25 protein-coding genes are annotated in these 25,860 nt (G+C 71.9%); 7 read left to right on the top strand and 18 right to left on the bottom strand.

The window, feature by feature from the left end; genetic code table 11:
- Positions 1-51: 51 nt before the first annotated feature.
- Positions 52-1,380, bottom strand: coding sequence for a class I SAM-dependent RNA methyltransferase (locus OG392_RS27640; RefSeq protein WP_329283855.1), 1,329 nt, complete (start codon positions 1,378-1,380; stop codon positions 52-54).
- Positions 1,381-1,489: 109 nt separating this feature from the next.
- Complete coding sequence (locus tag OG392_RS27635) at positions 1,490-3,541, bottom strand: APC family permease (protein WP_209497244.1); 2,052 nt, start codon at positions 3,539-3,541, stop codon at positions 1,490-1,492.
- 234 nt (positions 3,542-3,775) lie between these two features.
- On the opposite strand from OG392_RS27635, the gene OG392_RS27630 reads away from it, so the two are divergent.
- The gene (locus tag OG392_RS27630; protein WP_030321520.1) at positions 3,776-4,444 is read left to right on the top strand and encodes a potassium channel family protein; all 669 of its coding nucleotides are present in this window, start codon (positions 3,776-3,778) and stop codon (positions 4,442-4,444) included.
- Complete coding sequence (locus tag OG392_RS27625) at positions 4,444-5,121, top strand: potassium channel family protein (protein ID WP_329283854.1); 678 nt, start codon at positions 4,444-4,446, stop codon at positions 5,119-5,121. Before OG392_RS27630 ends, OG392_RS27625 begins: the two co-directional genes overlap by 1 nt.
- Positions 5,122-5,182: 61 nt before the next feature.
- On the opposite strand, the gene OG392_RS27620 is transcribed toward OG392_RS27625, so the two are convergent.
- From OG392_RS27620 to OG392_RS27585, 8 genes are all read right to left on the bottom strand, one after another.
- A complete protein-coding gene (locus OG392_RS27620; protein WP_329283853.1) occupies positions 5,183-5,920 on the bottom strand; it encodes a DUF3159 domain-containing protein in 738 nt (245 codons plus the stop codon).
- Positions 5,921-5,923: 3 nt separating this feature from the next.
- On the bottom strand, positions 5,924-6,322 hold the full coding sequence (locus tag OG392_RS27615; RefSeq protein WP_073906407.1) for an OB-fold nucleic acid binding domain-containing protein: 399 nt from the start codon (positions 6,320-6,322) through the stop codon (positions 5,924-5,926).
- A gap of 57 nt (positions 6,323-6,379) precedes the next feature.
- Entirely contained in the window at positions 6,380-7,066 is a 687-nt protein-coding gene (locus OG392_RS27610) for a response regulator (protein WP_329283852.1), read from the bottom strand.
- A 259-nt stretch (positions 7,067-7,325) separates the two neighbouring features.
- The gene (locus tag OG392_RS27605; RefSeq protein WP_329283851.1) at positions 7,326-9,872 is read right to left on the bottom strand and encodes a sensor histidine kinase KdpD; all 2,547 of its coding nucleotides are present in this window, start codon (positions 9,870-9,872) and stop codon (positions 7,326-7,328) included.
- A gap of 122 nt (positions 9,873-9,994) precedes the next feature.
- Positions 9,995-10,747 carry an ABC transporter ATP-binding protein gene (locus tag OG392_RS27600; RefSeq protein WP_329283850.1) on the bottom strand — a complete coding sequence of 251 codons (753 nt, stop codon included), beginning with the start codon at positions 10,745-10,747 and terminating at the stop codon, positions 9,995-9,997.
- A 187-nt stretch (positions 10,748-10,934) separates the two neighbouring features.
- Complete coding sequence (locus OG392_RS27595) at positions 10,935-11,699, bottom strand: DUF3710 domain-containing protein (RefSeq protein WP_329283849.1); 765 nt, start codon at positions 11,697-11,699, stop codon at positions 10,935-10,937.
- A 1-nt stretch (position 11,700) separates the two neighbouring features.
- Entirely contained in the window at positions 11,701-12,213 is a 513-nt protein-coding gene (gene dut, locus OG392_RS27590; RefSeq protein ID WP_055601374.1) for a dUTP diphosphatase, read from the bottom strand.
- A complete protein-coding gene (locus tag OG392_RS27585; RefSeq protein WP_329283848.1) occupies positions 12,213-12,797 on the bottom strand; it encodes a PaaI family thioesterase in 585 nt (194 codons plus the stop codon). Before OG392_RS27585 ends, dut begins: the two co-directional genes overlap by 1 nt.
- A gap of 58 nt (positions 12,798-12,855) precedes the next feature.
- Here OG392_RS27585 and OG392_RS27580 point away from each other — a divergent pair, with 58 nt between their 5' ends.
- Complete coding sequence (locus OG392_RS27580) at positions 12,856-13,359, top strand: DUF3093 domain-containing protein (RefSeq protein ID WP_329283847.1); 504 nt, start codon at positions 12,856-12,858, stop codon at positions 13,357-13,359.
- A gap of 36 nt (positions 13,360-13,395) precedes the next feature.
- Here OG392_RS27580 and OG392_RS27575 read toward each other — a convergent pair whose 3' ends face one another.
- The 4 genes from OG392_RS27575 to OG392_RS27560 all read right to left on the bottom strand — a co-directional run bounded on the left by OG392_RS27575 (position 13,396) and on the right by OG392_RS27560 (position 17,059).
- Positions 13,396-14,457 carry a hypothetical protein gene (locus tag OG392_RS27575; RefSeq protein ID WP_329283846.1) on the bottom strand — a complete coding sequence of 354 codons (1,062 nt, stop codon included), beginning with the start codon at positions 14,455-14,457 and terminating at the stop codon, positions 13,396-13,398.
- Between the two features lie 11 nt (positions 14,458-14,468).
- Positions 14,469-14,765, bottom strand: coding sequence for a DUF4193 domain-containing protein (locus OG392_RS27570; protein ID WP_003955561.1), 297 nt, complete (start codon positions 14,763-14,765; stop codon positions 14,469-14,471).
- A gap of 396 nt (positions 14,766-15,161) precedes the next feature.
- Positions 15,162-16,400 carry a sensor histidine kinase gene (locus tag OG392_RS27565; RefSeq protein ID WP_329283844.1) on the bottom strand — a complete coding sequence of 413 codons (1,239 nt, stop codon included), beginning with the start codon at positions 16,398-16,400 and terminating at the stop codon, positions 15,162-15,164.
- A 5-nt stretch (positions 16,401-16,405) separates the two neighbouring features.
- Positions 16,406-17,059, bottom strand: a complete 654-nt coding sequence (locus OG392_RS27560; protein ID WP_030146958.1) for a response regulator transcription factor — start codon at positions 17,057-17,059, stop codon at positions 16,406-16,408.
- Between the two features lie 364 nt (positions 17,060-17,423).
- Here OG392_RS27560 and OG392_RS27555 point away from each other — a divergent pair, with 364 nt between their 5' ends.
- Positions 17,424-17,597: a hypothetical protein gene (locus tag OG392_RS27555; RefSeq protein ID WP_329283843.1), complete on the top strand. Its 174-nt coding sequence runs from the start codon at positions 17,424-17,426 to the stop codon at positions 17,595-17,597.
- Positions 17,598-17,717: 120 nt separating this feature from the next.
- Here OG392_RS27555 and OG392_RS27550 read toward each other — a convergent pair whose 3' ends face one another.
- Together OG392_RS27550 and OG392_RS27545 are read right to left on the bottom strand one after the other, a co-directional pair.
- Complete coding sequence (locus OG392_RS27550) at positions 17,718-18,536, bottom strand: inositol monophosphatase family protein (RefSeq protein WP_329287486.1); 819 nt, start codon at positions 18,534-18,536, stop codon at positions 17,718-17,720.
- 48 nt (positions 18,537-18,584) lie between these two features.
- On the bottom strand, positions 18,585-19,712 hold the full coding sequence (locus OG392_RS27545; protein ID WP_329283842.1) for a ferrochelatase: 1,128 nt from the start codon (positions 19,710-19,712) through the stop codon (positions 18,585-18,587).
- A 226-nt stretch (positions 19,713-19,938) separates the two neighbouring features.
- Here OG392_RS27545 and OG392_RS27540 point away from each other — a divergent pair, with 226 nt between their 5' ends.
- Both OG392_RS27540 and OG392_RS27535 read left to right on the top strand, forming a co-directional pair.
- Positions 19,939-21,201, top strand: coding sequence for an MFS transporter (locus OG392_RS27540; protein WP_329283841.1), 1,263 nt, complete (start codon positions 19,939-19,941; stop codon positions 21,199-21,201).
- On the top strand, positions 21,140-22,480 hold the full coding sequence (locus OG392_RS27535; protein WP_329283840.1) for a D-arabinono-1,4-lactone oxidase: 1,341 nt from the start codon (positions 21,140-21,142) through the stop codon (positions 22,478-22,480). The genes OG392_RS27540 and OG392_RS27535 overlap by 62 nt, the downstream gene beginning before the upstream one ends.
- Before the next feature lie 3 nt (positions 22,481-22,483).
- Here OG392_RS27535 and OG392_RS27530 read toward each other — a convergent pair whose 3' ends face one another.
- A complete protein-coding gene (locus tag OG392_RS27530) occupies positions 22,484-23,386 on the bottom strand; it encodes a hypothetical protein (RefSeq protein ID WP_443054897.1) in 903 nt (300 codons plus the stop codon).
- A 497-nt stretch (positions 23,387-23,883) separates the two neighbouring features.
- Between OG392_RS27530 and sepH the strand changes: the two genes are divergently transcribed.
- A complete protein-coding gene (gene sepH, locus OG392_RS27525) occupies positions 23,884-24,918 on the top strand; it encodes a septation protein SepH (RefSeq protein ID WP_329283838.1) in 1,035 nt (344 codons plus the stop codon).
- Positions 24,919-25,021: 103 nt separating this feature from the next.
- Here sepH and OG392_RS27520 read toward each other — a convergent pair whose 3' ends face one another.
- The gene (locus tag OG392_RS27520; protein ID WP_329283837.1) at positions 25,022-25,849 is read right to left on the bottom strand and encodes a sulfurtransferase; all 828 of its coding nucleotides are present in this window, start codon (positions 25,847-25,849) and stop codon (positions 25,022-25,024) included.
- Positions 25,850-25,860 lie beyond the last annotated feature (11 nt).

Here is a 25,860-nt window from a genome sequence, read left to right as displayed (position 1 = left end):
TCGCACCTAACGCACGTAACGCCCATAACGCACACTCGGAGAAACGCCAGGTCAGCGGCCCTTTTCAGCAGGCTCAAGGATCGCGACGCACTCGACATGATGGGTCATCGGGAAGAGGTCGAAGGCGCGCAGCGTGCGGACCTTGTAGCCGCGGTCGGCGAAGTAGGCCAGGTCTCGGGCCAGGGCTGCCGGGTCGCAGGCGACGTAGGCGATGCGGCGGGCGCCGAGGCCGGCGAGGTGATGGACCGTCTGCTTGCCGGCGCCGGCGCGCGGGGGGTCCAGGACGATGAGGTCGACCTCCGTGATGCCGGTGCGCGGGAGGACCGACTCGACCTTGCCCTGTTCGATGCGGACGCGCGGGAAGGCGGCCAGGTTGTGGCGGGCGTCCTCGACGGCGCGCTTGCCGGACTCGATGCCGAGTACCGCGCCCTGGTCGCCGACGCGGTCGGCGATGGCGCCCGCGAAGAGGCCGACGCCGCAGTAGAGGTCGAGGGCCGTTTCGCCCTTGCGGGGGGTGAGGCCCTGCATGACGGCGAGCATCAGGGTCTGCGCGGCCTTCGGGTGGACCTGCCAGAAGCCGCCGTTGCCGACGCGGTAGGTGCGGTCGTCGGCGCGCTCGCGGACGAAGGCGCGGCCGTGGACGCGGTGGACCCCGCCGTCCTTCTCGTCGACGCGGAGGACGGAGACCGGCTTGTCGAGTTCCACCAGGGGGAGGCGGCCGCCGGGCTTCGGGGTCAGGATGACCTGGCGGTCGCCCGAGCCGGAGGCGGCGATGGCCTCGACCGACGCCATGTTCGGCCAGTCCTGCTTCTCGACGCCCAGCTCCGAGACGCCCGGTGCCGCGATCATGCAGTGGTCGATCACCTCGACCTCGTGCGAGCGGTGCTTGCGCAGGCCCGCGTTGCCGTCGGCGTCGATCGCGTACTGGACGCGGGTCCGCCACTGGGGGACCTCGCCCTGCGGGAGCTTGTCGCCCTCGGCCGGCATGACCGTGCCGTCCCAGCCGGCCTCCTCGGGGGTCAGGCCGGCGAGCCGCAGGAGCTGCTCGGCGATGACCTCGCCCTTGAGGCGGCGCTGGGCGCCGGGCTTGGCGTGCTGCCAGTCGCAGCCGCCGCACTTGCCCGGGCCCGCGAAGGGACAGGGGGCCTCGACGCGGTCCTTGGAGGGGTCGAGGATCGTGACGGCGTCGGCGCGCAGGAAGCGGGAGGTCTCCTCGCCCTCGGTGACGCGGGCGACGATCCGCTCGCCGGGCAGCGCGTGGCGGACGAAGAGGACGCGGCCCGCCTCGGTACGGGCGATGCAGTGACCGCCGTGTGCGACCGGACCGACCTCGACCTCGTACTCTTCCCCGACCAACGACGAAACAGGGGTGTTCTGCATGGTGGGGAAGCTCCAAGGGGACGCGACGGTGGGCTGCCGTTTGGACGGCAGCCCACCAGTCTAGTTGTTCTTTTTGCGATGTTCTCTGTGCCCGGTGTTCCCGGTGGTGCTAGTGGTTCTTCGCCGCCGGTTCCTTGTGGCCCTTCTCCACCGGGCCGCGGCGGACCGAGCCGGGCGCGTTCCACTCCTGGCGCTTCCTGGCCCGCTTCTTCGCGACCTCGGAGGACTGGAGCTGGTACGGGACCGAGGTGACCATGACGCCGGGCGTGAAGAGCAGCCTGCCCTTGAGGCGGAGCGCGGACTGGTTGTGGAGCAGGTGCTCGTACCAGTGGCCGACGACGTACTCCGGGATGTAGACGGAGACGGCGTCGCGCGGGCTCTCGCGGCGGATGCTCTTGACGTACTCGATCACCGGGCGGGTGATCTCGCGGTACGGCGAGTCGAGGATCTTGAGCGGGACGTTGATGCCGCGTCGCTCCCACTCCTCCCGGAGCGCCTTCGTCTCGACCGGGTCGACGTTGACGGTGAGCGCCTCCAGCTCGTTCGCGTGCATGAGCTTGGCGTACGCGAGGGCGCGCAGGGTGGGCTTGTGCAGCTTGGAGACCAGGACGATCGAGCGGACCCGGGAGGGGCGTACGTACTCGTCGGGGCGTTCCTCGGCGGCGGCGATCTCGGCCGCGACCGAGTCGTAGTGCCGGCGGATCGCGGACATCGTCCCGTAGAAGATCACCATGCCGAGCAGGGCGACCCAGGCGCCGTGGGTGAACTTGGTGGCGAGGACGACGACGAGGACGAGGCCGGTGAAGAAGGCGCCGAAGGCGTTGATCGCGCGGGAGCGGATCATGTGGCGGCGCTTGGCGGGGTCGCGCTCCGTCGTCAGGTGCCGGTTCCAGTGCCGGACCATGCCGATCTGGCTGAGGGTGAAGGAGACGAAGACGCCGACGATGTACAGCTGGATCAGCCGGGTCGAGTCGGCTCCGTAGACCCAGACGAGAAGGGCGGCGGCGCCGGCGAGGAGCACGATGCCGTTGGAGAAGGTGAGGCGGTCGCCGCGGGTGTGCAGCTGGCGCGGCAGGTAGCGGTCCTGGGCGAGGATCGAGCCGAGGAGCGGGAAGCCGTTGTACGCGGTGTTGGCGGCGAGGAAGAGGACGAGCGCGGTGGCCGCGGCGAGCAGCACGAAGAAGAACGTTCCGTCGCCGAAGACGGCGGCCGCGACCTGGGAGATCACCGGGTCCTGCACATAGCCCGCGCCGACCGGCACGCCGTTGACGAGCAGGTCCTCCGCGGGCTTCTCGGCCATCCGGACGTCGGTGGCCATGGCGAGGAAGATGATGCCGCAGAACATGGTGACGGCCAGGCCGCCCATGAGGGCGAGCGTGGTGGCGGCGTTCTTCGACTTGGGCTTGCGGAAGGCGGGGACGCCGTTGGAGATGGCCTCGACACCGGTGAGCGCGGCACAGCCGGAGGAGAACGCCCGCAGCAGCAGGAAGACGAGCGCGAAGCCCGCCAGACCCTGGTGCTCCGGCTTGATCTCGAAGTCGGCGGTGGGCGCCTTCATGGTCTCGTCGAGGACGATCCCCTTGTACGCGCCCCAGGCGATCATGATGAAGACACCGGCGACGAAGACGTACGTCGGGATCGCGAAGAGCGAGCCCGACTCCTTCACTCCGCGCAGGTTCATCACGGTGAGCAGCACGATCACGCCGACCGCGCAGGCCACCTTGTGCTCGACGACGAAGGGGATCGCCGAACCGAGGTTCTCGATGCCCGAGGAGATCGACACGGCGACGGTCAGGACGTAGTCGACGAGCAGGGCGCTCGCGACGGTCAGTCCGGCCTTGGGGCCGAGGTTGGTGTTGGCGACCTCGTAGTCGCCGCCGCCGCTCGGGTACGCGTGGACGTTCTGCCGGTACGAGGCGACGACCGTGAACATCAGGACGACGACCGCGAGCGCGATCCACGGGCTGAAGTGGTAGGCCGACAGACCGGCCACGGACAGGACGAGCAGCACCTCGCCCGGTGCGTACGCCACCGAGGACAGCGGGTCGGAGGCGAAGACGGGGAGGGCGATGCGCTTGGAGAGGAGAGTCTCTCCGAGCTTGTCGCTGCGCAGGGCCCGCCCGATCAGGATCCGTTTGGGAAGGTCGGTCAGTTTGGACACGGAGAGGATCGTAAGCGTTCGAAAACAGCCACGCGCACCGGCACCCCCGATCGGCACCGAATCTCCCTCAGTACCACCTCGGATGCGGTCCCGGCCAGCGTTGCCGCTTAAGCTCGGACCGGGTGACCCGGCAGGGTGTTGCCCGCCGCGACCCGGGCGCATCGGGTGAGGAAAGTTGTGAGCAGGGTGTTTTCGCAGGTCAGTAAGGCGATCAGGAGTGCGGGGTAAGGGGACGTGCACATCGTCATCATGGGCTGCGGGCGAGTGGGAGCCGCTCTCGCGCAGACCCTGGAGCAGCAGGGGCACACCGTCGCGGTCGTGGACCAGGACCCGACGGCCTTCCGTCGTCTGGGGTCGGGTTTCGGCGGTCGGCGCGTCACGGGCGTGGGCTTCGACCAGGACACGCTGCGTGAGGCCGGCATCGAGGACGCGGGGGCGTTCGCCGCGGTGAGCAGCGGCGACAACTCGAACATCATCGCGGCGCGGGTCGCCCGCGAGATGTTCGGCATCGAGAACGTGGCGGCGCGGATCTACGACCCGCGGCGCGCCGAGGTCTACCAGCGTCTCGGCATCCCGACGGTCGCGACGGTCCGCTGGACCGCCGACCAGATGCTGCGGCGCCTGCTGCCCTCGGGCGCGGAGCCGCTGTGGCGGGACCCGAGCGGCGGTGTGCAGCTCGCGGAGGTGCACACCTCCCCCGCGTGGATCGGGCACAAGGTGAGCCGGCTCCAGGAGGAGACCGGTGTCCGTGTCGCCTTCCTCACCCGGCTGGGCGAAGCGATTCTGCCGACCTCGCAGACGGTGCTCCAGGAAGGTGATCTGGTGCACGTGATGATGCGTACGGACGAGATCGCGAAGGTCGAGGAGGCCTTCGCCGAGGGTCCCGAGGAGGGCGGTCACTGATGCGTGTCGCTATTGCGGGCGCGGGTGCGGTGGGCCGTTCCATCGCGGGCGAGCTCCTGGAGAACGGCCACGAGGTCCTGCTCATCGACAAGGCGCCGACCGCCATCTCGGTGGAGCGGGTGCCGCAGGCGGAGTGGCTGCTGGCCGACGCCTGTGAGATCACCTCGCTCGACGAGGCGGCGCTCCAGCGCTGCAACGTGGTGATCGCGGCGACCGGCGACGACAAGGTGAACCTGGTCGTCTCGCTGCTCGCCAAGACCGAGTACGGCGTGCCGCGGGTCGTCGCCCGGGTGAACAACCCGAAGAACGAGTGGCTGTTCAACGAGGCCTGGGGCGTGGACGTCGCCGTCTCCACCCCGCGTCTCATGTCGGCCCTGGTGGAGGAGGCGGTGAGCGTCGGCGACCTCGTCCGGCTGCTGCGCTTCAGCCACGGCGACGCGAACCTGGTCGAGCTGACCCTCCCGCCGGAGTCGGCGGTGGCCGGCACGGCGGTCGGGGACGTGGCCTGGCCGCAGGACACCTCGCTGGTGACGATCATCCGCGGCTCGCGGGTGCTCACGCCGAGCGCCGAGGAGACCCTGGAGGCCGGCGACGAGCTGCTGTTCGTGGCCGCGCAGGCCCGGGAGGAGCAGCTGGAGGACCTGCTGCAGGTCCGCCGGGAGACCACCGAGTCCTGAGCCGGCGCTGTACGCGGAAGGGCCCGGACCTGACGAACAGGTCCGGGCCCTTCCGTGTGTGTCAGGCCTCCGGGTGGGTCCGCGCCGCGGCGGCCGCCTTGCGCTCCTTCTCGGCGAGCTCCTCGGCCTCCATCTCGGCGAAGACGTCGATCGGCGGCGGAGCCTTCGCGAGGAAGACCCAGGTGAGGTAGACCGCGAGCAGGAACGGCGGGATCTTCAGCGCCACGAGCACCCAGCCGAACTTGGTCGTGTCGGCCCACCAGTACATCGGGAACAGGATCGCGCACTTGCCGAGCAGGATCAGGCCCCAGGCCCAGCTCGCCTTCGTGTACGCCTTCTTCCGGCCGGGGTTACGGGTCCGCCAGGAGAGGTTCTCCTTGAAGACCGGGCCGAGGATCAGACCGATCAGCGGGACCCCGGCGAGCGCGGTGACGATGTACGCGAGAGCGAGGCCCAGGGTGTACAGCATGCCGGGCAGGTAGAAGTCCTTGGCGTTGCCCGTCATCATCGCGAAGGCGACACCGAAGGCGACGCCGAAGACGCCGCTGAAGGCGTGCTTCACGGTGTCCCGCCGGATGAGCCGGACGGCGACCAGGACCAGCGACACCGCGAGGGCGGCGATCGCCGAGATCTGCAGGTTCTTGTTGATCGTGAAGATCGTGACGAACAACAGGCCCGGCACGACCGTCTCGACCATGCCCCGCAGGCCTCCGAAGGCCTCGAACAGCGCGGCCTCGGTGACCTCCTTGGCTGCCTGGGCGTCCTGGTCCGTGGTGGTCGGCTTGTCGAGGGACGTCACCGGCTACTCCTGTCCGAGCGGTCGGAGCTCGTATTTGGGGTTGAAGAGGACCCGCCGGCCGTGGCTCATGGAGATCCGGCCGGAGGCGATCAGCTTGCGGCCGGGCTCGATGCCCACGATGGAGCGCCTGCCGAGCCACACGACGTCGAGCGGTGCCGTGCCGTCGAAGAGTTCGGCCTCCAGCGCGGGCACACCGGCCCGGGGACGCAGCGTGACCGTGCGCAAGGTACCAGTCACCTTGACTATCTGGCGGTCGGAGCAGTCACAGATCCGTGTGCACCCCGACGCCTCGGCGTCCTCCTGGAGCTCCTCCGACTCCAGGTCCTCCGGCGAGGAGGAGAGCCGGTCGAGCATCCGGCGGAACCTACCGGCCGGCTTCTCTGTACGTGGTGCAGCACTCATACAGAAAGCGTACCGGCCACGGCCGTCACCGGGTCCTGCCCCCGAACGGCGACCGGTTCAGCGTTCGAAGCGGTAGCCCATGCCCGGTTCGGTGACGAAGTGCCGCGGGTGCGAGGGATCGCTCTCCAGCTTGCGGCGGAGCTGCGCCATGTAGACCCGGAGGTAGTTGGTCTCCGTGCCGTACGAGGGCCCCCAGACCTCCTGGAGCAGCTGCTTCTGGCTGACCAGGCGGCCGCTGTTGCGGACCAGCACCTCGAGGAGGTGCCACTCGGTGGGGGTGAGCCGGACGTCCCGGCCGTCGCGGTGGACCTTCTTCGCCGCGAGGTCGACGGTGAAGCCCTCGGTCTCGACGATCACGACCCCGTCCTCGGCGCCGCCGACGGGCTCGGCGCGGCGGACGGCGGCGCGCAGCCGGGCGAGCAGCTCGTCCATGCCGAAGGGCTTGGTGACGTAGTCGTCGGCGCCGGCGTCGAGCGCCTCGACCTTCTCGTCGGAGGTCTGCCGGGCCGAGAGGACGAGGATCGGCACCCGGGTCCAGCCGCGGAGGCCCTTGATGACCTCGACACCGTCCATGTCGGGGAGGCCGAGGTCGAGGACGACGACGTCGGGGTGGCGTTCGGCGGCGAGCCGGAGGGCGGTGGCGCCGTCGGGCGCGGCGTCGACCTCGTACTTCCGCGCCTTGAGGTTGATCACCAGGGCACGGACGATCTGCGGCTCGTCATCGACCACGAGGACCCGGGTCATGGAGGGGGACCTTCCTTCTTCGGTCGCCCGTGCGGGCGGGAGCAAGACAGTACGGGAGCGGAGGGCGCGGCGCGCGGAGTACGGGGACGAACGGGCCGCGCGCTGCGGGACGGGTCGGGTGCCGCGCTTCGGAGGCGCTTCGGGCCCGGGTACGAGCACCCGCGCTTCGATCCGGAGTACGGGTGCCGCGGCTCGGGCGGAGTACGGGTGCCCCGGCTCGGGGCGGCGTGCGGGTGCCACGCGTCGGGGGGGGGCCGGTTCAGGTCACGGCGTGCGCCGGGAGGTCGGGGGCCGGGACCGGCGGACCGCCCCGCGCGGCCTTGAGGGTGAGCACCATCGTCAGGCCGCCGCCCGGTGTGTCCTCGGCGCCCAGGGTCCCGCCCATGGCCTCGACGAAGCCTCGGGCGACCGCGAGGCCCAGGCCGACCCCGGAGCCGCGCGGGGCGTCGCCGAAGCGCTGGAAGGGCTCGAAGATGCCGTCCTTGGCCTCGTCGGGGACGCCGGGGCCGCGGTCCACGACCCTGAGCTCGACGCGGTCGCCGAGGGTGCTGGCGGCGACGGCCACGGGCATGCCCTCGGGGCTGTACTTGACGGCGTTCTCGACGATGTTGGCGACGGCCCGCTCCAGGAGGCCCTTGTCGACATCGACCATCGGGAGCGTCTCGGGGATGTCGAGCTCGGCGCTTCCGTCGGGCACTCCCCCGAGGGCCATCGGGACGACCTCGTCGAGGTCGACGGTACGGATCAGCGGGGTGACGGTGCCGGTCTGGAGCCGGGACATGTCGAGGAGATTGCCGACGAGGTGGTCGAGACGGTCGGCGCCCGCCTCGATGCCCTCCAGGAATTCGGCGCGGTCCTGCTCGGACCACTCGACGTCGTCGGAGCGGAGGGAGGAGACGGAGGCCTTGATCCCGGCGAGCGGGGTCCGCAGGTCGTGGCTGACGGCGGCGAGCAGGGAGGTGCGGATCTTGTTGCCCTCGGCCTGCTTGCGGGCCTCCTCGGCCTCGCCCACGAGCCGCTGGCGGTCGAGGACGACCGCGGCCTGGGCGGCGAAGGCGCCGAGGACGCGGCGGTCCTCGGCGGGCAGCACCCGGCCGGACAGGGCGAGGGCCAGATGGTCGCCGACCGGCATGTCCACGTCCGCCTCCTCAGGCCGGGCGGCCGGGTGGGGGCCGACGCTCGCGGCCCGGGTCCAGGGCTCGATGTCGTCCACGCGCTCCAGGAGGGCGACGGACTCCATGGAGAAGGTCTCGCGGACCCGTTCGAGGAGGGCGTCGAGGCTGGTCTCGCCGCGCAGCACGCTGCCGGCGAGGTAGGAGAGCACCTCGGACTCGGCGCGCAGCCGGGCGGCCTGGTGGGTGCGCCGGGCGGCCAGGTCGACCACGGAGGCGACCGACATGGCCACGCCGAGGAAGACGGCGATCGCCACGATGTTCTTGGGGTCGGCGACGGTGAGCCGGTGGACGGGCGGGGTGAAGAACCAGTTGAGGAGGAGGGAGCCGGCCGCTGCGGAGGCGAGCGCCGGCAGGAATCCGCCGAGCAGGGCCGCCGCGACGGTGAGGGCCAGGAAGAGCAGCATGTCGTTGGCGAGACCGAGGTCGGCGTCGACGTGGGTGAGGAGCAGGGCGAGGAGGACGGGGCCCGCGACGCCGACCACCCAGCCGCCGAGGATCCGGGAGCGGCCGAGGCGGGCGCCCCGGGCGACCGGGAGGCCGCGGCCCTTGGCGACCTCGCCGTGGGTGACGATGTGGACGTCGAGGTCGGGCCCGGATTCGCGGGCCACGGTCTGGCCGACGCCGGGGCCGAGCATGTACTGCCAGGTGCGGCGGCGGCTGGAGCCGAGGACGATCTGGGTGGCGTTGACGCCTCGGGCGAACTCCAGGAGCGCGGAGGGGATGTCGTCGCCGATGACATGGTGGAACGTTCCGCCCAGGTCCTCGACCAGGGTGCGCTGGACGGCCAGTTCCTTGGGCGAGGCGGCGGTGAGGCCGTCGCTGCGGGCGATGTAGACGGCGAGGACCTCGCCTCCCGCGCCCTTCTCGGCGAGCCGGGTGGCGCGCCGTATGAGGGTGCGGCCCTCGGGACCGCCGGTCAGGCCCACCACGATCCGCTCACGGGCCTGCCAGGTGGAGCGGATGTTGTGCTCGCCCCGGTACTGCTGGAGGTACTCGTCGACCCGGTCGGCGGTCCAGAGCAGGGCCAGCTCGCGCAGGGCGGTGAGGTTGCCGGGGCGGAAGTAGTTGGAGAGGGCCGCGTCGACCTTGTCCGAGGTGTAGACGTTGCCGTGGGCCATCCGGCGGCGCAGGGCCTCCGGGGACATGTCGACCAGCTCGATCTGGTCGGCCCTGCGCACCACCTCGTCGGGGACGGTCTCCCGCTGCCGTACGCCGGTGATCGCCTCGACCACGTCGCCCAGCGACTCCAGGTGCTGGATGTTGACGGTCGACACGACGTCGATGCCGGCCGCGAGCAGTTCGGCGACGTCCTGCCATCGCTTGGGGTTGCGGGAGCCGGGCACGTTCGTGTGGGCGAGCTCGTCGACGAGGGCGACGGCGGGCCGCCGCTCCAGGACGGCGTCGATGTCCATCTCGGTGAAGGCGGTCCCCCGGTACTCCAGGGTGCGGCGCGGCACCTGCTCCAGACCGTGCAGCATGACCTCGGTGCGCGGCCGTCCGTGGTGCTCCACGAACGCCACGACGCAGTCCGTGCCCCGCTCGACCCGCCGGTGGCCCTCGGAGAGCATCGCGTAGGTCTTGCCGACGCCCGGCGCAGCGCCGAGGTATATCCGAAGCTTGCCGCGTCCCATGGGACGACCATACGTCCAGCCAATCGGACATTCCGTACGCGGAGAGCGGGCCGGGGCGGTCTTGACGTGTTTCTGATGTCGGGACCGCGCCGCCCGCCGCGGTGGGGACCGGCCGTGCCGGGTCAGTGCTCGATGATCTCGCCGTCGCTGAGCTCCAGGACCCGGTCGGCCAGGCCCAGGAGCTGCGGGTCGTGGGTGGCGACCAGAGCCGTACAGCCCTCACTGCGCACCACCGCGCGCAGCAGCTGCATCACGGCGAGGCCGGTCTCCTGGTCCAGCTGGCCCGTCGGCTCGTCGGCGATGAGCAGCGCCGGCTTGTTCGCGAGCGCGCGGGCGATGGCGACGCGCTGCTGCTGCCCGCCGGAGAGCTCGCCGGGCCGCTGGTTCGCGTGGTCGGCGAGGCCCACGAGGCCGAGGAGCAGGGCCACCCGCTCGTCGCGCTCCTTCGGGTCGGCCTTGCGCAGCCGCATGGGCACGCCCACGTTCTCGGCGGCGGAGAGGATCGGGAGCAGTCCGAAGGACTGGAAGATGAAGCCGATGCGGTCGCGGCGCAGCTCCAGGAGTCCGTTCTCACCGAGGGTGGCGAGGTCGACGCCGTCGATGACGATCGAGCCGCCGTCCGCGCTGTCGAGGCCGCCGACCAGGTTGAGCAGGGTCGTCTTGCCGGAGCCGGAGCGGCCCTTGAGCGCGACGAGCTCGCCGCGCGGAATGTCGAAGGAGACCCCGCGCAGGGCGTGGACGGCCGCTTCCCCGGTGCCGTACGAACGCCGCAGGTTCTCCACGCGGACCATCGGCAGGCCCGCCGGGTCCTCGGCGACGGCCGTCGCGGACCGCGTGCTGCTCTCACTCACCCTGTGCTCCCCCTCCTCGAACATGTGCCCGCCAGTATGGTCCGCGGCCGGGTCCCGGGGCCAGAGCCCGCGGGCGGAACCTGTGGAGAACGACCGATGGGCCGCTTTCCGTACGTGTTCGTACGGAAAGCGGCCCATCGGCCCTGGCGGATAGGCGGCGGGCCCGGAGGCCCACCGGGGACCGGTCACCGGTGACCGGTCCTGGCGCGGACTAGCGGATCTCGGAGATCTCCGGACCGCGCTGGAGCTGGCCCATGCCGCCGGAGAAGCGGGAGTTCTCCTGCTCCTCCTGCTGCACGCCGTCCGGCACCATCTGCGCGTCGTTCGGCAGCTTGAGGACGATCGGGTCGCGCGGGGCCATCGGGCCGTCACCGCGGACGACCACGGTGTCCCGGACGATCTGCTCCAGGAGACCTGCCGCCTCGGGCTGGACCGCGCCCTGCCCGGAGATCACTCCGCGCAGGAACCAGCGGGGTCCGTCGACACCCACGAAGCGGACGAGCTGCACACCGCGGTTGCCGTCCGGCAGCTGCACGGGGACCTGCGCGCGCAGCTCCCAGCCCAGCGGGCCCTCGACCTCGTCGATGACCCCGCCCTGCTGGACGATGCCCGTGGCGATCTCGTCGCGGACCTCGCCCCAGATGCCCTCGTTCTTGGGGGCGGCGAAGGCCTGCAGCTGTACGGCGCTGTCCCGCAGCACGACGGTGGCCGCGACGATCGCGTCGCCCGCCACCTCCACCCGCAGCTCCATGCCCTCGACCCCGGGGACGAAGACGCCGCCCAGGTCGACACGGCCGTCCTCGGGCTTGCCGACCTCGGAGATGTCCCAGGGTCCGTCGGGCCGGGGCGCCGGCGGAAGGTTCACACGGCGCGGGGCCGCGCCGTCCGCGTCCTCGCCGTCCACCGCGTCGACGACCTGCTCGGCCTCGCCCGCCGCGTCCTCTGCGGCACCGCTCTTCTTGCGACGTCCGAACACGTCACTGTCCTTCCCGGTCGGATACGACCGAAGCGTATCGATTCCCACCCGTTGTGCCGTCCACGGCGGCATGACCGCCGGTGGACCCGAAGCCCCCCTCGGCCCGCGCCGAGCCGGGAAGCTCCGCCACCTCGTGGAAGCGCACCTTCTCGACCTGTTGGACGACAAGTTGGGCAATCCGATCGAATCGTTCGAACCGCACGCTCTCGCGCGGGTCGAGATTGACCACGATCACCTTGATCTCTCCACGGTACCCGGCATCCACCGTCCCCGGGGCATTCACGAGCGCCACTCCGCAGCGGGCGGCGAGTCCGGAGCGCGGGTGCACGAAGGCCGCGTACCCGTCCGGGAGCGCGATGGAGATCCCGGTGGGGAGCACGGCGCGCTCCCCGGGGGCCAGCACGGCGGCCTCGGTGGTGACCAGGTCCGCCCCGGCGTCACCGGGGTGGCCGTAGGCCGGGATCGGCACGTCCGGGTCCACGCGCCGGATCAGTACGTCGACAGGGTTGCTCATCAGGGGTTCACCTCGAAGGCGCGGGCGCGCCGGACCTGGTCGGGGTCGGACATGGCGGCCTGGATCTCCTCCGGGCGGCCGTTGTCGATGAAGTGGTCGACCTTGACCTCTATGAAGAGTGCCTCGGCGCGGACGGCGACGGGGCCCTCGGGCCCGCCGATCCGGCCGACGGCGGTCGAGAAGATCTTGCGGCCGTGCACGGCGGTGACCGCGGCCTCCAGATGCAGCACGGTGCCCACCGGGACGGGCCGGACGAAGTCCGTCTCCAGCCGTCCGGTCACGGCGATGACCCGCAGCAGCCAGTTCAGGGAGCCGAGGGTCTCGTCGAGCGCGGTGGCGAGCACGCCGCCGTGCGCGAGGCCGGGGGCGCCCTGGTGGTCGGGGGTCACCGTGAACTCGGCGGTGACGGTCACGCCCTCGCCCGCGCGCGCCTCCAGGTGGAGGCCGTGGGGCTGCCCGCCGCCGCACCCGAAGCAGTACTCGTAGTGCGAACCGAGCAGCTCGCCGGGGGCCGGCGCGTCGGGGTGGCGTACCGGCGGTATGGCGTCGGCCGGCGGGGTGAGGGCGGCAGATGTTGCAGTCACAGCCGCAGACCTTACCCGCGCGGATGGGCGCGGGTCGCGCCGTGCCAAGCTTGGACGCATGCAGCCTTCCGCGTCGTCCCCCGCCCCCTCTCCCGCGCCCTCCGCAGCGCCGCTCTTCGACGAGCGGTTGACGGCGCCCCGCTCCTGGTGGCTGATCGCGGGTCTGCTCGGTCTCTCGGGCGGTCTGATCATGGTCCCGCTGGGTACCGTCCCGATGCTGGGCGGCCTGATCGTGGTGGCGGTGCTCGCCGGTGCGGCGGTCTCCTCGTACGGCTCAGCCCGGATCCGGGTGGTGGCCGGTTCGCTGGTGGCGGGCGACGCGCGGATCCCGGTCTCGGCGCTCGGCGAGGCCGAGGTGCTCGACGCGGAGGAGGCGCGCGCGTGGCGCACGCACAAGGCGGACCCCCGCGCCTTCATGGTGATGCGCGGTTATGTGACCCGGGCGGTGCGGATCGAGGTGATGGACCCGGCGGACCCGACGCCGTACGTGTACCTCTCCAGCCGTGAGCCGGAGGAGCTGGTGGCGGCCCTGGACGCCGTGCGTGCGGGCGCCCGGGACTGAGCGGGCCGGGCGGGCCGGAACCCGGGCCCCTTCGGGCTAGAAGCCGAGCTCCTTCGGGTTCTCCGGCTGTTCCAGCGGGGGCAGCTCCCGGAGGGAGTCCCAGGGGACCTGGCGGCCGCGCAGGTCCTTGCGGATGTGGCTCGCGAGCTTCTTGGTGTCGCGGCGGTTCATGACCGCGCCGACCGCCGCGCCCACCATGAAGGGCGTGAGGTTCGGGAGGTTGCGCACCATGCGCTTCATGATCTGCTGGCGCAGCTCGCGCTTGAGCTGTCCGCCGAGCGCCGCGTTGACCGTGGTGGGCTTGGTGGGGTCGATGCCCCGCTCCTCGGCCCAGGAGGTCAGATAGGCCATAGAGCGCTGGGTGAGCCGGCCGGGGGGCCGCAGCCCGTAGACCTCGTGCAGTTCGGCGATGAGTTTGAGTTCCACGGCGGCGACGCCGGTGATCTCGGCCGCGAGCTCCGCCGGCATGGCCGGGGGTACGGGGAGCATGGCGGCGGCACCGATGCTGGCGCCCACGGTCGAGCTCGCGTTCGCCGCACCCGCGACGAGCTTGTCGGCGAGCTCCTCGGGGCCGAGCCCGGGAAACTGCTTGCGCAGGGTCGCCAGATCGCGGACGGGGATCCGCGGGGCGAGGTCGATGAGCCGGTCGGCCAGATGGCCGATGCCGGCCTTCGCGCTGTCTCCGCCACGCTTCACGCCCTGGCGGACGCCCTGCGCGACGCCGCGCCGGACGGCGTCGATCCGGTCGGAGTCGATCTTGATCTTGTCGAGCTGGGCGCGCGCGGGATTGGCGAGCCGCCTGACGGCGCCGAAGCGTCCGTCCTGTCGCGTCTCGTCGTTCCCCGCTTCGTCCAGCGCGTCGCTCCGTCCCGCTTCCCGCGCCGCCGGCAGACGGGCCGGGTCCGGCTCGGTGACGGCCTCGAGCGAGGCCGGGAGGCCTCGCTCGTCGTCACGTACGCCGAGGGAGGGCGGGGAGGCGGCGTTCTCGGCCTCAGGAGCCTCTTGGGCGCCTTCTGCCGGGTCCGAGCCGCCCTTGTACGTCTTCGGGCTCCCAGGGAGCCGTAGACGCCGCTTCCGGGACGGTGTGTCGCCTGCCACGACCGAGGGTCTCAGTCGCAGTCGCGGCAGATGGGCTGGCCGTTCTTCTCCCTGGCCAGCTGGCTGCGGTGGTGCACGAGGAAGCAGCTCATGCAGGTGAACTCATCGGCCTGCTTGGGCAGGACCCGGACGGCCAGCTCCTCGTTCGAGAGGTCGGCGCCGGGAAGCTCCAGGCCTTCGGCGGCCTCGAACTCGTCGACGTCGACGGTCGAGGTCGACTTGTCGTTCCGGCGGGCCTTCAGTTCCTCAAGGCTGTCCGAATCGACGTCGTCATCGGTCTTGCGTGGGGTGTCGTAATCCGTTGCCATGTCGCTCTCCCCCTCTGGGTGGTTGCGGTGTCTCCAGCGCACGTAACGCGTGAGAGGTCGGACTTGTGCCCGACCTGAGGCGGAGATTTTGCCTCACATCAAGGTCTGTTACTCAATCGACACCCGTTCCGTCCTCTCGCGAGTGATCGGCTTCGGGTGGCGAACCGGACCGTACACGGTCCTACGGGCGACCCTTGCAGGCGCCACCCCGTGTACTTCCCGTCAATCCAGGCCCGGGAAACCCGGACTTTTCCGGGTTTTCACGGGGATTTCTCCGTTACGGAGAGTGGATGTCCGGACACCCTCTCCTGTGATCGATCACACATGAGCGTCTCAGAATCGGGCCCACGGAATTCCGCGCAAAGCGAACGGAACCGGGTCGGCTCGTGCAGTGTGTCAGATCGGCAGAGTGACGCGCATCACGAGACCACCGCCCTCGCGGGGCTCCGCGATGATACGGCCCCCGTGGGCACGGGCCACGGACCGCGCGATCGACAGGCCGAGGCCGACGCCCTTGTCGCTGCCGGTCCGCTCCTGCCGGAGCCGCCGGAACGGCTCGAAAAGATTGTCGATCTCGTACGCGGGGACCACGGGACCCGTGTTCGACACGGTCAGGACCGCCTGACCGTGCTCGGCCGCGGTCGTCACCTCCACCCAGCCTCCCTCCGCCACGTTGTACCGGACGGCGTTCTGGACCAGGTTCAGCGCGATCCGTTCGAGCAGGACGCCGTTGCCCTGCACGACCGCCGGCGCGCACTCGGCCCGCAGCTCGACGCCCTTGGCCGCCGCCTCGGCGTGGACCTGGTCGACGCCGCGCGAGGCGACCTCGGCGAGGTCCACGGGCTTGCGCTCGATGATCTGGTTGTCGCTCCGGGCGAGCAGCAGCAGACCCTCGACGAGCTGTTCGCTGCGCTCGTTGGTGGCGAGCAGCGTCTTGCCGAGCTGCTGGAGCTCCACCGGCGCGCCCGGGTCGGAGAGGTGCACCTCCAGGAGGGTGCGGTTGATCGCGAGCGGGGTCCGCAGCTCGTGCGAGGCGTTCGCGACGAAGCGCTGCTGGGCGGTGAAGGCGCGCTCCAGGCGGTCCAGCATCTCGTCGAAGGTGTCGGCGAGCTCCTTGAGCTCGTCGTCGGGGCCGTCCAGCTCGATCCGGCGGGACAGGTCGGAGCCGGCCACCTGGCGGGCGGTCCGGGTGATCCGGCCGAGCGGCGAGAGCACCCGCCCCGCCATGGCGTAGCCGAAGGCGAAGGCGATGATGCTCAGCCCGAGCAGGGCGAAGAGCGAACGGCGCAGGAGGTCGTCCAGAGCCTGGTCGCTCTGGTACCGGAGGCAGACCGAGACCGCTTGGTTGAGCTGCTCCCCGGTGCCCTGCGCGGGCAGCTCGCACCAGGAGGTGGTGGGCTGGACCTTGCCCTCGACGACCTTGAAGGGCAGCTCCGAGACGCTGTGGGTGAGCGCCTGCGCGGTGAAGAGGTAGATGATCGAGAGGAGCAGGATGCCCGCGATCAGGAACATCCCGCCGTACAGCAGCGTGAGACGTATCCGGATGGTCGGGCGCAGCAGCGGCCGGACCGGGTCCCGGGGGTCCCAGGCCGGCTTCGGGGGCGCGTGGGGGTGGGGCACTGAGGTGGTGGGCATCGGATTCAGATCCGGTACCCGGAACCGGGAACGGTGACGATGACCGGCGGCTCGCCGAGCTTGCGGCGCAGGGTCATCACGGTGACACGGACGACGTTGGTGAACGGGTCGGTGTTCTCGTCCCAGGCCTTCTCCAGGAGCTGCTCGGCCGAGACGACGGCGCCCTCGCTGCGCATGAGGACCTCCAGGACGGCGAACTCCTTGGGCGCGAGCTGGACCTCCTTGCCCTCGCGGAAGACCTCGCGGCGGTTGGGGTCGAGCTTGATGCCGGCGCGCTCCAGGACGGGCGGGAGCGGCACGCTGGTCCGCCGGCCGAGGGCGCGCACGCGCGCGGTGAGCTCGGTGAAGGCGAAGGGCTTGGGGAGGTAGTCGTCCGCGCCGAGTTCGAGGCCCTCGACCCGGTCGCTGACGTCGCCGGACGCGGTGAGCATCAGGACGCGGGTGGGCATGCCCAGCTCCACGATCTTGCGGCAGACGTCGTCACCGTGGACGAGGGGGAGGTCGCGGTCCAGGACGACGACGTCGTAGTCGTTCACCCCGACGCGCTCCAGGGCCGCGGCGCCGTCGTACACGACGTCGACGGCCATGGCCTCCCGGCGAAGTCCGGTGGCCACCGCATCGGCGAGCAGCTGCTCGTCCTCGACGACGAGTACGCGCACGTCGTACATCCTTCCCTTTGAACCGCGGTCCTGAGGCGGACCGGCTGAAGACCTGAGCACTGACTGTGCGTGTCCATCCTGCCCCGTACGCGCGTAAACCGGCTGTAAGGCGGCGGTGCGGGGCCCCGGGGCGGGCGGGGGCGCGGGGCGGGGCCCGTGGGCGGGATCGAAGAATTCACCGGATTCACGGGCCAGTTGAGGTTTCTCTGAGGAAGGGGCTGGGGAGGACGACTGCACACCCCGTGATCACGCCCTGTATGTGGCGCGCCACCTACCGCTCTCTGTCCCCCAGAGACCGCAGCGTGTGATCGACCCACCCTCGGCACACCCCCGTGCCACCGGACCCATGACGAGGGGGCGCACGATGGACGCTTTCACCGCAGGCCTGCTGCACCGCATCAGGACCACGCAGACGGACCTCACGCGGGCTCGTGAGACGGGCGACGACTACCTGGCGGATGTGGAGCAGGCCGAGCTCGACGACCTGCACCGGCTGGCCGCCGAGCACGGCGTGGAGGTAGCCGCGCAGGCCGTCTGACCCGACCCGTTGCCCGACCCGACCCCGACCGACCCGCGGACCGGGCGGTTCGACCGATCCGACCCGTACACGTGTGAGGGCCCCGGCGCCGTTCCCGGCACCGGGGCCCTCGCGCGTCCGTCAGTCGTGCCAGGCGCCGAGTTCCTCCAGGATCCCCTGGAGGGGCGTGAAGAGGCCGGGAGAGGCCGCCAGGGTCAGTTCTCCGGACTCCGGCTCCCCCGGGCGGCCGCCGGTCAGCGCGCCCGCCTCGCGGGCGATCAGGGCGCCGGCGGCGAGGTCCCAGGGGTTGAGACCCCGCTCGTAGTAGGCGTCCAGCCGGCCGGCGGCGACGTCGCAGAGGTCGATGGCGGCCGAGCCGCCGCGCCGGATGTCGCGGACGCGCGGGATCACCCGCCGGGCGACGTCGGCCTGGTGGGCCCTTCGGGCCTGGACGTATCCGAAGCCGGTGCCGAGGAGTGCCTGGTCGAGCGGGGGCGAGGGGCGGACGGCGAGGCGCCGCTCCTGCGGGTACGCGCCGCCCTCCGCGTACGCGCCGCCGCCGAGGACCGCCCGGTAGGTCTCGCCGCGCATCGGGGCCTCGACGACGCCGACCACGGTCTCGCCGTCCCGTTCGGCGGCGATCGAGACCGCCCAGGTGGGCAGCCCGTAGAGGTAGTTCACGGTGCCGTCGAGCGGGTCGATCACCCAGCGGACCCCGCTGGTGCCGGGGCTGGACGCGCCTTCCTCGCCGAGGAGACCGTCCTGCGGGCGGTGGTCGGCGAGGAAGCCGGTGATCAGTTTCTCGGCGGCGATGTCCATCTCGGTGACGACGTCGATGGAGCTCGACTTCGTCTTCGCCACGGCCAGGTCGTCCGGCCTGCCGTCACGCAGCAGCGCTCCGGCCCGCCGTGCGGCCTCCAGGGCGAGGTCGAGCAGTTCGGTGAGCAGCGGGTCGGTCACGTCGGTCCCTTCGGTCACGTCGTCGGCCATCTCGGTCACGGGGGTTCCTTACGCGTACGGGCTGTCGGCGCCGGCCGCCGCCGGGCGCTCCGCCCTGGCCGGGCAGCAACCGATCGGGCAGAGGTCGTGGGAGGGGCCGAGGGCGCCGAGCGCGCACCGCTCGGCCCTGGCTCCCCGCTCGTGCGCGGCCCGCTCCAGGAGGAGTTCGCGGACGGCGGCGGCGAAGCGCGGGTCGGCGCCGACGGTGGCCGAGCGCCTCACGGGCAGGCCGAGTTCGGCGGCCTTGGCCGTGGCCTCGGTGTCGAGGTCGTAGAGGACCTCCATGTGGTCGGAGACGAAGCCGATGGGGACCATGACCGCGGCAGGCACCCCGGCGCCGTGCAGCGCCTCCAGGTGGTCGCAGATGTCGGGCTCCAGCCACGGGATGTGGGGGGCGCCGCTGCGGGACTGGTAGACGAGCTCCCAGGGGTGGTCGTTCCCGGTCCGCTCGCGGACGGCGTCGGCGATCACCCGGGCGACGTCGAGGTGCTGGCGGACGTAGGCCCCGCCGTCGCCGTGTTCGGTGACCGGTCCCGAGGAGTCGGCGGCGGAGTCGGGGATGGAGTGGGTGGTGAAGGCGAGGTGGGCCTTGGCGCGGACGGAGGGGTCGAGTTCGGCGAGGGAGGCGAGGACGCCCTCGATCATGGGCTCGATGAAGCCGGGGTGGTTGAAGTAGTGCCGGAGCTTGTCGACGCGGGGCAGCGGGAGGCCCTCCGCTTCGAGGGTGGCGAGCGCGTCGGCGAGGTTCTCGCGGTACTGGCGGCAGCCGGAGTAGGAGGCGTACGCGCTGGTCGTGAGGACGGCGACATGACGTCGGCCGTCGGTGATCATCTCGCGGAGGGTGTCGGTGAGGTACGGGGCCCAGTTCCGGTTTCCCCAGTGGACGGGAATCTGCAGGCCGGCGGCGGCGAAGTCCGTCCGTAGCGCGCCGAGGAGCGCGCGGTTCTGGTCGTTGATCGGGGAGACGCCGCCGAAGAGGAAGTAGTGCTGCCCCACTTCCTTGAGCCGTTCCTTCGGGATGCCTCGGCCGCGCGTCACGTTCTCCAGGAACGGGACCACGTCGTCCGGGCCCTCGGGGCCGCCGAACGAGAGCAGCAGCAGGGCGTCGTACGGGGCGGGATCGTGCTGATCGGACATGGCACCGATCCTGCCACCCGCCTCCGGCGCCGGGGGTCGCGGCCCGTCCGACGCGTCCCGGCCGGCGGCCGGTGGCCGGTGGTCAGGCCCGGCGATGGCGCCCGGCGGACCGTCCGAAAAAGGGGGATGACCCATCGACTTCAACACCGTAGGCTTTAGCTATTAATTACACGTGTTGAGTCGTCGTGCGGAGCCCGCTCCGAAGCACGGAGATCCGGAGAACCCCTTGCCCAGTCCCTACCGCGCGATCTTCAAGGCGCCCGGCACCGCGTCGTTCTCCGTCGCCGGCTTCTTCGGCCGGATGCCGCTGTCCATGATGGGCATCGGCATCGTGACCATGATCTCCCAGGTCACCGGCCGGTACGGGCTCGCCGGCGCCCTCTCCGCGACGCTCGCGATGTCGGCCGCCGTCCTCGGCCCGCTGGTCTCCCGGCTCGTCGACCGGCACGGGCAGCGCCGGGTGCTCCGCCCGGTGACCCTGGTCTCGCTCGTGGCGGCCGCCGGGCTCCTCCTCTGCGTGCAGCAGCAGGCCCCCGACTGGACGTTCTTCGTGTTCACCGCGGTCATCGGCTGTGTGCCGAGCGTCGGCGCGATGACCCGGGCCCGCTGGGCGGAGATCTACCGCGGCGACGAGCGCCGCCTGCACACGGCGTACTCCTGGGAGTCGATCGTCGACGAGGTGTGCTTCATCTTCGGACCGATCCTCTCGATCGGTCTGTCGACGGCCTGGTTCCCCGAGGCCGGTCCGCTGTTCGCCGGGGTGTTCCTGACCGTCGGTGTCTTCTGGCTGACCTCGCAGCGCGCCACCGAGCCGGTCCCGCACCCCCACCAGGGCGACAGCGGCGGTTCCGCGCTCCGCTCCCCCGGCCTCCAGGTCCTCGCCCTCGCGTTCGTCGCCACCGGCGCCATCTTCGGCTCGGTCGACGTGGTGACCGTGGCCTTCGCCGAGGAGCAGGGCCACAAGGCCGCGGCGAGCCTCGTGCTGGCCGTCTACGCGCTGGGGTCCGGCCTGGCGGGCGCCGTCTTCGGACTGCTCCACCTCAAGGGCGAGCCGTCCCGGCGCTGGCTGCTGGGCATCTGCGCGATGGCCGTGAGTATGATCCCCCTCCTACTGGCCGGGAACTTGCCGTTGCTGGCCGTGGCGCTCTTTGTCGCGGGCCTGTCCATCGCACCGACGATGGTGACCACCATGGCCCTCGTCGAAGCGCACGTACCGCGCACCAAGCTGACCGAGGGCATGACCTGGACGGGTACCGGCCTCGCGATCGGCGTGGCGCTCGGCTCCGCGGCCGCCGGCTGGGTGGTGGACGCGTCGGGGGCCGAGGCGGGGTACGTGGTGCCCGTCGTCTCGGGTGCGCTCGCGGTCGCGGTGGGTCTCCTCGGACACCGCCGGCTGCGCAGGCCGGTGCCGAACCGGGAGGGGCAGCGTGAGCGGGACGACAACAGCGGGGTCGGGCAGCACCAGGACGGCGGACAGCCCGTGGCGTAACTGGGCGGGGAACGTCACCTCCCGCCCCGTGCGGGAGGTGAGCCCGGCCTCGGCCGAGGAGCTCGCCGAGGCGGTGCGCAGGGCGGCCGAGGACGGACTGCGGGTGAAGACGGTCGGCACCGGCCACTCCTTCACCTCGATCGCGGCGACCGACGGCGTCCTCATCCGGCCCGGTCTGCTGACCGGGATCCGGCGGATCGACCGCGAGTCGATGACCGTGACGGTCGAGTCGGGCACCCCGCTCAAGCGGCTCAACGTGGCGCTCGCCCGGGAGGGCCTGTCGCTCACGAACATGGGCGACATCATGGAGCAGACCGTCGCCGGCGCCACCAGCACCGGGACGCACGGCACGGGCCGCGACTCGGCCTCGATAGCCGCGCAGATCCGCGAGCTGGAGCTGGTCACGGCCTCGGGCGAACTGCTCACGTGCTCGGAGAAGGAGAATCCGGAGGTCTTCGCGGCCGCCCGCATCGGGCTCGGCGCCCTGGGCGTGGTCACGGCGATCACCTTCGCGGTCGAGCCGGTCTTCCTGCTCACCGCGCGCGAGGAGCCGATGACCTTCGACCGGGTCACCTCGGAGTTCGACGCGCTGCACGCGGAGAACGAGCACTTCGAGTTCTACTGGTTCCCCCACACGGACAACTGCAACACCAAGCGCAACAACCGCAGCGCGGGCCCCGCCGCCCCTCCCGGCCGGGTCAGCGGCTGGGTCGAGGACGAGCTGCTCTCCAACGGGCTCTTCCAGGTGGCCTGCTCGCTGGGCCGCGCGGTCCCGCCGGTCATCCCCTCGATCGCCAAGCTCTCCAGCCGGGCGCTGTCGGCCCGTACGTACACCGACATCCCGTACAAGGTCTTCACCTCGCCGCGCCGGGTGCGCTTCCTGGAGATGGAGTACGCGCTGCCGCGTGAGGCGGCGGTGGCCGCGCTGCGCGAGCTCAAGGCGATGGTCGAGCGCTCGCCGCTGAAGGTGAGCTTCCCGGTGGAGGTGCGGACGGCTCCGGCGGACGACATCGCGCTGTCCACGGCCTCGGGCCGGGAGACCGCGTACATCGCCGTCCACCTGTACAAGGGCACGCCCCACCAGGCGTACTTCACGGCGGTGGAGCGCATCATGACGGCGCACGGGGGCCGCCCCCACTGGGGCAAGGTCCACACCCGTGACGCCGCCTACTTCTCCGAGGTCTATCCCCGCTTCGCCGAGTTCACGGCGCTGCGGGACCGGCTCGACCCGGACCGGCTCTTCGCCAACGACTATCTGCGCCGGGTCCTGGGCGACTGACGGTCACTCGGCCGCCGCACCGGCTCCGCCCCCGGCCGCCGCCGGGGCGGGCGCCGACGGGGTCTCCGGCGCGACCGTCCCGGTGGTCGGGTCCTGGGTCGGCGCGGTCGGTTCCGTCGTCGGGGGCGTGGGCGTCGGGGTGGGCGTCGGTCCGCCGGTCGGGCCGGAGGGCGTCGGCTCGGGCGAGGGGGTCCCCGTGCCGCTCTCTCCGGTGTCCCGGTCACCCGGGGCCGGGGTGGCGCCCGTCGAGGGACTGCCGGCCCCGTCGTCCGGCCGCCCGGTGCCGTCGGTGGGTCCGGAGGGTGTGGTCGAGGGGTCCTGGTCCCCGGCCGGCGGGGTCTCCCGGCCGGAACCGCCGTCGCCGCGGACGACCGATCCGAACGTGGTGGTGCCCTGTCTGCCGCCGAAGTCCTGCCCCGAGACGAGTTCGTAGGTGGTGATGCCGCCCATGGTGACGCCGAAAACGAGCGCGGCGGCGATCGCCGGGCGCTTCCAGCCGCGGACCCGGGTGCCGTGGGTGGTCGCCGCGCCGAACTCCTCGTCGGACGCCTCGGTGTACGGGGCGGGTGCCGGGATCGTGCCCGGCATCAGGGTGCGGCCGTCCCGCGGCCCCGGTGCGAGCGGCACCTGACGGGCCCTCGGCTTGGCGGCGACCGTCACGTCGCGGACCTGCTCGCCGGTGCGCCGGAAGAGGTGCTGGAAGAGCGGGCCTCCGCAGGTGGCGATGACACTGATCACACCCGCGCCGAGGATCGTGCCGTACACACCGAGGGTGGAGGCGAGTTTGGCGGCGATGACCGCGGCCAGGGCGCTGCCCGAGACCTGAGCCACACTCAGGTCGATCCTTCTCCTCCCGCTTCCGGTCTCCTCCGGCTCGTCCGTGTCGGCATCCGGCCTCTGACGCATCTCCAACCCCTGCTCCAGCCCCTGACGGCTCATCCGTTCGCCTTTCACCCAGAAGGGACAAATGGGCGAAGGGAATAGTTCCGTTTCCGCTCTTTCTGTGAAGAGCGACACGTACGGGGGAAGATCGCGGACACTCAACTCCCGTACCGCCCGAGAAGTTGGGCGGCGCGCCGGTCCACCCAGGTGGCCCGAATGGAGTACATTGGCGAACCCTGGGTCCGGACGCCTTCACGGGTGCCCGGGATCAAGGGGAGGGGGCCGGACACGGCGCTCGACCGGCGGTGCCGCGGCAACGCACGGGAACCGACTGCACAGAGTGACAGCCCGTCACTCCGGGTAGCCAACCGGTAACCGTGTCATAACGGCGTCCCAGGGTCCACGCCCGACACGCCGGGCAACTCGGCAAGGTAGTGGCAGGCTGCACCCGGGCAGGCCACACTCGACTAGCGGAAGCAGCGACGCACGTGACGTCGGCAGGCACCACCCGGGAGGTCCCCATGCCCGAACTGCGTGTCGTGGCCGTCTCCAACGACGGCACACGACTGGTGCTGAAGGCTGCTGACAGCACGGAGTACACACTTCCGATCGACGAGCGGCTTCGCGCCGCCGTCCGCAACGACCGTGCGCGCCTCGGCCAGATCGAGATCGAGGTGGAGAGCCACCTCCGCCCCCGCGACATCCAGGCACGGATACGAGCCGGTGCCTCCGCGGAGGAGGTCGCCCAGATGGCGGGGATCCCCGTCGACCGCGTGCGCCGCTTCGAGGGCCCCGTACTCGCCGAGCGCGCCTTCATGGCCGAGCGGGCCCGCAAGACCCCGGTCCGCAGGCCCGGCGAGAACAGCGGTCCCCAGCTCGGCGAGGCGGTGCAGGAGCGGCTGCTGCTGCGCGGTGCCGAGAAGGACACCGTGCAGTGGGACTCCTGGCGCCGCGACGACGGCACCTGGGAGGTGCTGCTCGTCTACCGCGTCGCCGGCGAGGTCCACACGGCCAGCTGGACGTACGACCCGCCCCGGCGGCTCGTCCAGGCCGTGGACGACGAGGCCCGGGCCCTGATCGGCGAGACGGACGACACGATCGCCGCCGCGCCGGAGCCGAGCTTCCCGTTCGTGCCGCGTATCGCCCGGCTGCCCCGGGACAGGCCGCTCGACCGTGCCCTGGACCGCCAGCTCGACCACCGCCAGCTGGAGCGGGCGTCCGCGTCCGCCGAGCCGGAGGACGAGCGGGACTCCCTGACCAGCCTCCTGGAGGCCGTGCCGAGCTTCCGCGGCGACATGGTCGTGCCCGAGCAGCCGGACTCGGAGCCCTCGGAAGAGGCCGAGGCGGAGGAGCCGCCGGCTCCGGCCGCTTCGGCGGGCGCCGGTTCCGCGTACGCCGACGTCCTCATGCCGCGCGCGGTCTCGGGCCACCGGGACCGGCTCACGGGCACCACCGACCGGCAGGCCGAGGCGGACGGCGTCCGCCCGGGCCGCCGCGCGGCGGTGCCGAGCTGGGACGAGATCGTCTTCGGCACCCGCAGGAAGAAGCAGGACTGACGGCCACGGCCGTACGAGAGGAGGGCCCGCACCGGATCGGTTCGGGCCCTCCTCCGTGGGCTTCCTGTACGCGGGACCCGTACGGCTTCCGCGTGCGCAGGGGCTACTGCGGCTCCAGGCCCGTGGCCACCGGGCGGGTGGGGTCGGCGGACCACTCCGACCAGGAGCCCGCGTAGAGAGCGGCCGGGATGCCGGCGATCTCCAGCGCCAGGACCTCGTGCGCACCGGAGACGCCCGAGCCGCAGTAGACCGCGACCGGGGTCCCCTCGGCGGCGCCGAGCGAGACGAACCGGTCCCGCAGGGCGTCGGAGCCCAGGAAGCGCCCCTCCTCGTCCACGTTCTCCGTCGTCGGGGCCGAGACCGCGCCCGGGATGTGACCGCCGACCCGGTCGATCGGCTCCACGTCCCCGCGGTAGCGCTCGGCGGCCCGCGCGTCCAGGAGCAGCCCCGCGCGGGCGAGCGCCGCGGCTCCGTCCGCGTCGAGCAGCCCGAGCGTGCCCGGCTCCGGGCGGAAGTCGCCCGGCTCCGGCGTGGGCACCTTCTCCGTGAGGTCCCCCGTCCAGGACGCGAGACCGCCGTCCAGGACCCGGACGTCCGGGTGGCCGGCCCAGCGGAGCAGCCACCAGGCGCGGGCCGCGGCCCAGCCGAGGCCGCCGTCGTAGACGACGACCGGGGTGTCCGCGGAGACGCCCGCCCGGCGCATCGCGGCCCCGAAGACCTCAGGGTCGGGCAGCGGGTGGCGGCCGCCGGCGCCGGGCGGGCCCGCCAGTTCGGTGTCCAGGTCGACGTAGACCGCGCCGGGCAGGTGTCCGGCCTCGTACGCCGGACGTCCGGGCGGGCCGCCCAGCGTCCAGCGGACGTCCAGGAGAACCGGCGGCCGGGCCCCGGCCGACTCGCTCAGCAGTTCGCTCACGGCGATGATGGGCTTCATGGGTGCCATCC

Source organism: Streptomyces sp. NBC_00691, from assembly GCF_036226665.1.
In the GTDB taxonomy this organism is placed as follows: Bacteria; Actinomycetota; Actinomycetes; order Streptomycetales; family Streptomycetaceae; genus Streptomyces.
The sequence above is the reverse complement of the archived record's forward strand: the minus strand, read 5'-3'. Positions and strand labels throughout refer to the sequence as shown.

What these genes read in the sequence shown, in the direction of transcription:
- OG392_RS27570 (WP_003955561.1), bottom strand. Translation starts at nt 14,765, where the DNA reads ATGGCAACGGATTACGACACCCCACGCAAGACCGATGACGACGTCGAT.
- OG392_RS27530 (WP_443054897.1), bottom strand. Translation starts at nt 23,386, where the DNA reads ATGCGTCAGAGGCCGGATGCCGACACGGACGAGCCGGAGGAGACCGGA.
- OG392_RS27605 (WP_329283851.1), bottom strand. Translation starts at nt 9,872, where the DNA reads ATGGGACGCGGCAAGCTTCGGATATACCTCGGCGCTGCGCCGGGCGTC.
- OG392_RS27555 (WP_329283843.1), top strand. Translation starts at nt 17,424, where the DNA reads ATGGACGCTTTCACCGCAGGCCTGCTGCACCGCATCAGGACCACGCAG.
- dut (WP_055601374.1), bottom strand. Translation starts at nt 12,213, where the DNA reads ATGAGCAACCCTGTCGACGTACTGATCCGGCGCGTGGACCCGGACGTG.
- OG392_RS27640 (WP_329283855.1), bottom strand. Translation starts at nt 1,380, where the DNA reads ATGCAGAACACCCCTGTTTCGTCGTTGGTCGGGGAAGAGTACGAGGTC.
- OG392_RS27520 (WP_329283837.1), bottom strand. Translation starts at nt 25,849, where the DNA reads ATGAAGCCCATCATCGCCGTGAGCGAACTGCTGAGCGAGTCGGCCGGG.
- OG392_RS27580 (WP_329283847.1), top strand. Translation starts at nt 12,856, where the DNA reads ATGCAGCCTTCCGCGTCGTCCCCCGCCCCCTCTCCCGCGCCCTCCGCA.
- OG392_RS27615 (WP_073906407.1), bottom strand. Translation starts at nt 6,322, where the DNA reads ATGAGTGCTGCACCACGTACAGAGAAGCCGGCCGGTAGGTTCCGCCGG.
- sepH (WP_329283838.1), top strand. Translation starts at nt 23,884, where the DNA reads ATGCCCGAACTGCGTGTCGTGGCCGTCTCCAACGACGGCACACGACTG.
- OG392_RS27625 (WP_329283854.1), top strand. Translation starts at nt 4,444, where the DNA reads ATGCGTGTCGCTATTGCGGGCGCGGGTGCGGTGGGCCGTTCCATCGCG.
- OG392_RS27600 (WP_329283850.1), bottom strand. Translation starts at nt 10,747, where the DNA reads ATGTTCGAGGAGGGGGAGCACAGGGTGAGTGAGAGCAGCACGCGGTCC.
- OG392_RS27610 (WP_329283852.1), bottom strand. Translation starts at nt 7,066, where the DNA reads ATGACCCGGGTCCTCGTGGTCGATGACGAGCCGCAGATCGTCCGTGCC.
- OG392_RS27545 (WP_329283842.1), bottom strand. Translation starts at nt 19,712, where the DNA reads ATGTCCGATCAGCACGATCCCGCCCCGTACGACGCCCTGCTGCTGCTC.
- OG392_RS27565 (WP_329283844.1), bottom strand. Translation starts at nt 16,400, where the DNA reads ATGCCCACCACCTCAGTGCCCCACCCCCACGCGCCCCCGAAGCCGGCC.